General features: G+C 68.5%; 3 protein-coding genes. All 3 read right to left on the reverse strand.

Translation table 11 applies throughout. The annotated features are described in order from the left end of the window. Nucleotides 1-414 precede the first annotated feature (414 nt). The gene (locus tag AN233_RS04900; protein ID WP_058365728.1) at nt 415-1,923 is read right to left on the reverse strand and encodes an NADH-quinone oxidoreductase subunit N; all 1,509 of its coding nucleotides are present in this window, start codon (nt 1,921-1,923) and stop codon (nt 415-417) included. Beyond that, nucleotides 1,923-3,446 (reverse strand): complex I subunit 4 family protein, encoded by a 1,524-nt coding sequence (locus AN233_RS04905; RefSeq protein ID WP_176696643.1) that lies wholly within the window; start codon nt 3,444-3,446, stop codon nt 1,923-1,925. Before AN233_RS04905 ends, AN233_RS04900 begins: the two co-directional genes overlap by 1 nt. Next, nucleotides 3,443-4,972, reverse strand: a 1,530-nt coding sequence (locus AN233_RS04910; protein WP_058365729.1) for an NADH-quinone oxidoreductase subunit 5 family protein, incomplete at its 5' end; no start/stop codon positions are given. The genes AN233_RS04910 and AN233_RS04905, both read right to left, overlap by 4 nt.

Genomic DNA, 4,972 nt, shown 5'->3' on the forward strand with positions numbered 1-4,972 from the left:
TCTCCAGCGCGCCACTGCACGCTGGAGGCTAGCGAGACGCGGTTTGTCTCGCCAAGCGGAGAGCGAGGAGCGCAGCGAGGGTCCCGCGAGCCTGCCGAGCGGGACGACGGCAGTCGCAGCCCGGCAGCCCGCTACCGCAGGCAGCCCGGACCGCCTGCCGGAACCCGGCGCGGTCGAGCCGGCTGGGGCTTTCTGGATGTTGCTGTCTAGAGCAGTATTTGTAGCAGATCCAGATCTGTAGGAGGGAGAGCCGGCTGGGGCTTTCTGGATGTTGCTGTCTGGAGTAACCGGATCTGCAGCCGACACAGAAACCTCGCCGTCCGAAGCGCCGGTAGAAACGCTCTACCAGTCACAAATACGTCGCCGGTCAACGACCGAATGCGCCGTCGGAAAAACGTGTGAGAAGCGTCCGCGTTACGCGAACAGCGCGTTCGCGGCTGCCTGCGCGCTCTCGATGACCGGCCCGAAGCCGGGCAGCACGAGCACCGTGCCGACCGCCGCGAAGATGATCGCGACGTACAGCGCCGTCGGCCGCGAGTCGACCGCGTCGAGGTCGCCCGCCGGGTCCTCCAGCCAGAGCGCCTTCACGACGCGGCTGTAGTAGTACAGCGACAGCACGCTGTTGAGCGCGCCGACCGCCGCGAGCCACCAGAAGCCGTTGAAGATGGCGCCCATGAACAGGAAGTACTTCGAGAAGAACCCGCCGAGCGGGGGGAGCCCCGCCAGCGAGAACATGAACACGGTCATCGCGAGCGAGGCCATCGGCGCCTTCGTCGCGAGGCCGTTGTAGTCCTCGAACGTCTTCCCGACGCCCCACGTCTCCGCGAGGGCGATGAACAGGAACGCGCCGGTGTTCATGAACCCGTAGACGAGCAGGTGCGCCATCGCGGCGCCCATCACGTCGCCGTTGTGGGTCCCGCCGACCGAGATCGCCGCCAGCCCGATGAGCGCGTAGCCGGCGTGGCCGATGGAGGAGTACGCCAGCATGCGCTTGACGTTCTCCTGGACCGCGGCCGCGAAGTTGCCGAGCGTCATCGTGAGGACGGCGACGATGCCGAACGCGAGCGCCCAGTCGACGCCCGCGACGAGCTCGGTCCCGAGCGCGAAGCCCTCGGTGAACACGCGGAACGCGAGCGCGAAGCCGGCCGCCTTCGAGGCGGACGACAGGAACGCGCTCACGGGCGCGGGCGCGCCCTCGTACGCCTCCGGCGCCCAGAAGTGGAACGGCACGGAGGCGGTCTTGTACGCGAACCCGCCGAGCACCATCAGCACGCCGATGCCGGCGACGCCGACCGGGGCGTCACCGCTCGTCAGGCCCGCGGCCACGTCGGACAGCAGCAGCGAGCCCGTCGCGGCGTACACCAGCGAGATGCCGAAGACGAACACCGCGGAGGAGACCGCGCCGACGAGGAAGTACTTCAGCCCCGCCTCCACGCTCCCCTTGTTCTTCTTGAGGAACGTCACCAGCGCGTAGGAGGGCAGCGACGCCATCTCCAGGGCGACGAACGCGACCGCCAGCGAGTTGGCGGACGCCATCAGCGACATCCCCGTGGCCGCGAACAGGACCATCGAGTAGAACTCGCCGGGGCTGTCCACGTCCGCGAGGTAGTCGTGCGCCGCGACGACGACCAGCGCCGTCACGACCGCGAAGACCACCGTGAAGAACAGCGCGAGGCCGTCCACCACGATCGCGTCCGCGAACAGGGTGATCGCGCCGCCGGTGCCCTCCTGTCCGGTCCCGGCCAGCAGGAACCACGTCGCGGCGCCGAGCGACGCGAGCGACCCCAGCACGGCCACGACGGCCGAGGAGGTGTTCGAACGACTGTTCGGGTTGATCGTGTCCACGAGCAGCAGCGCGAGCCCCGTCAGCGCGAGCGCCAGCACGGGGGAGAGCGCGGCCCACTCGGGGAGTTGCGTCGCCATTAGTTGACACCTCCTGCGACCACGTCCGCGACGGCGTCACGGATCATCTCGAAGAACAGGTCCGGCGCGACGCCGAGCAGGATGATCGCGCCCAGCAGCGCCATCAGCGGCGCCACGTCGCGGACCGGCGCGCGGCCGACCTCGTAGTCGGTCGCGAGGCTGAACGGCCCGAACAGCGTCTTCTGCATCGCCAACAGCAGGTAGCCCGCCACGATGACGATGCCGAACATCGCCGCCGCGGTGAACAGCGGCATCAGGCCGCCCGCGACCGGCGAGCCGAACGAGCCCACGAAGATGAAGAACTCGCCCGCGAAGCCGGCCATCAGCGGCAGCCCCATGTACGCGAACGCGCCGGCGACGAGGATGCCCACCGCGACGGGCATCCGGTCGGCCATCCCGGACATGTCCGAGACCATGCGCGTGTGCGTCGCGTTGTAGACGACGCCGACCGCCATGAACATCAGCCCCGAGATGAGCCCGTGCGCGACCATCTGGAACGTCGCGCCGCCGACGCCGTACTCGGTGAACGCGATCAGGCCGAGGATGACGTAGCCCATCGACGAGACGGACGAGTAGGCGACGATGCGCTTGAGGTCCTGCTGGGCCAGTGCCAGCATCGCGCCGTAGATGACCGATACGACCGCTATCGCGGCGATCGGCACCGCGAGCGCGGTCGCCTCCTCGGGCAGCATCGTGAAGTTGAACCGGAGCAGCGCGTACGTCCCCATCTTCAGGAGGACGCCCGCCAGCAGCACCGACACCGGGGTCGGCGCCTCGACGTGGGCGTCCGGCAGCCAGGTGTGGAACGGCACCATCGGCACCTTCACCGCGAAGCCGACGAACAGCGCGAGGAACGCGAACAGCCGGATGGCGTCGGGGGCGATCCCGTAGAACGCCTCGACCTCGCCGGCCGCGAGCGCCGCGGTGATCGCGGGCATCCCGAACGTCTCGACCGGGAGCGCGAACACCAACGCCATGAACCCGATGAACATGACCAGCGACGCGAGGTTCGTGTACGCGAAGAACTTGATCGCGGCGTACTTCCGGCGCGGACCGCCCCAGACGCCGATGAGGAAGTACATCGGGACGAGGACGGCTTCCCAGAAGATGAACCAGACGAAGAAGTCCAGCGCCGTGAACACGCCGAGCAGGTTCGCCTCCATGAACAGCAGCAGCGCGTAGAACTGGCTGATGCGGTCGGAGATGGGCGTCCACGCCGAGAGGATCGCCAGCGGGACGAGGAACGTCGTGAGCACCAGCAGCGGCATGCTGATGCCGTCGACGCCGACGAACCACTGGAGCGTGTAGCCGCCGACCTCCAGCCAGTCTATCTGTGTCTCGAAGGCGATGCCGCCGCCCGTGAGGGCGTTGCCGGCCGCCTCGAACTGTGACCACATGTAGAGGCTCCCGACGAACGGGAGCAGACTGAGCGCGAACGCGAGCCGGCCCGCCCACTCGTCGGGGGCGAGCGCGACGACCACGGCGCTCACGAACGTTACGGCGATGAGCGTCTCGATTATCACAGGAACCACCCCCCGAGCACACCGAACAGGAGAAGCAGGCCGGTGAGCCCGAGCGTTAACATTGCGGCGTAGTGCGTGACCACGCCCGTCTGGACCCGCCGGACGCGCTGTCCGGCCGCCAGACTCACCGACGAGACGCCGTTGACGACGCCGTCGACGATGCCCTGGTCGAAGGTGTCCGCGCCGCCGGAGACGTCCTGCGTCCGGGCGGCGAGCCAGACCTGCACCTCGTCCTGGTAGTAGTTGTTGTACAGCACCGTCTTCAGCCCGCCGAGCTTGGCCGTGTGCTCCGTCGGCTCGGCGACGTTGTACAGCGTCCACGCGACCGCGAGGCCAGCCAGCGCCAGCCCGAGCGAGACGCCCGCGCCGATCAGCACGGTGGGCACCTCGCCGCCCGCGATGTAGCCGCTACTGTACGGACCGATGTCCGCGTAGTGGTGCGAGGAGAGGCCGTCGATGCCGCCCCACTCGTTGTCGAGCCAGCGGTGGAGCACGTCGATGCCCTCCACGCCGAGCACCTTCTTGACCGGCACCATGTTGATGAAGCCAGTGACGACCGCGAGGGTGCCGAGCACCGTCAGTGGCCCCTTCACGTTCCAGCGCACCGAGTGCGGGTCCTCGGCCAGCTCCGTCCGCGGCTCGCCGTGGAACGTCAGGAACACCATGCGGAAGGTGTAGAACGCGGTGACCGGCACCGCGAGCAGGCCCATGACGTAGCCGCCCAGCAGGAGCGGGTCGTTGAGGCCGTGGACGAGCGCCTCGTAGAGGATCTCGTCTTTCGACCAGAAGCCCGCGAACGGGAAGATGCCCGCGAGCGCGAGCGAGCCCGCGAGGAACGTCCAGTAGGTGACGGGTAGCTTGTCCTTCAGCCCGCCCATGTCCCACATGTCCTCGTTGTGGTGCATCGCGATGATGACCGACCCGGCGCCGAGGAACAGCAGCGCCTTGAAGAACGCGTGGGTCGTCAGGTGGAAGACCGCGGCCACGTAGCCGCCCGCGCCGAGAGCGAGCATCATGTAGCCGTACTGCGAGATCGTCGAGTACGCGAGCACCTGCTTCAGCTCGTCCTTCACCACGCCCATCGTCGCCGCGAACAGGGCCGTGAAGCCGCCGATGAACGCGATGACCGCGAGCGTCGTCGGAGTCAGCGCGTAGAAGCCGTACATCCGCGCGACGAGGTAGACGCCGGCCGCGACCATCGTCGCCGCGTGGATGAGCGCGGAGACCGGCGTCGGGCCCTCCATCGCGTCGGGGAGCCACGTGTGCAGCGGGAACTGCGCGGACTTGCCGACCGCGCCGCCCAGCACCAGCAGCCCGACGGCGGTGAACCACGTCATCGCGTCGAGCCCGAACGGCGTCCAGGCGTCGAACTCGCCCGCGAGCGCCGCCTCAGCGAGCGCGGGGAACGATTCGGCACCGGCGAACTGCGCGGTGCCGAACGTCGCGAACACCGCGACCACGCCGACGAGGAAGAAGTAGTCCCCGAAGCGGGTGACGAGGAACGCCTTCTTCGCCGCGGACGGCGG

The organism is Haloparvum sedimenti (genome assembly GCF_001462205.1).
GTDB classification, from domain to species: domain Archaea; phylum Halobacteriota; class Halobacteria; order Halobacteriales; family Haloferacaceae; genus Haloparvum; species Haloparvum sedimenti.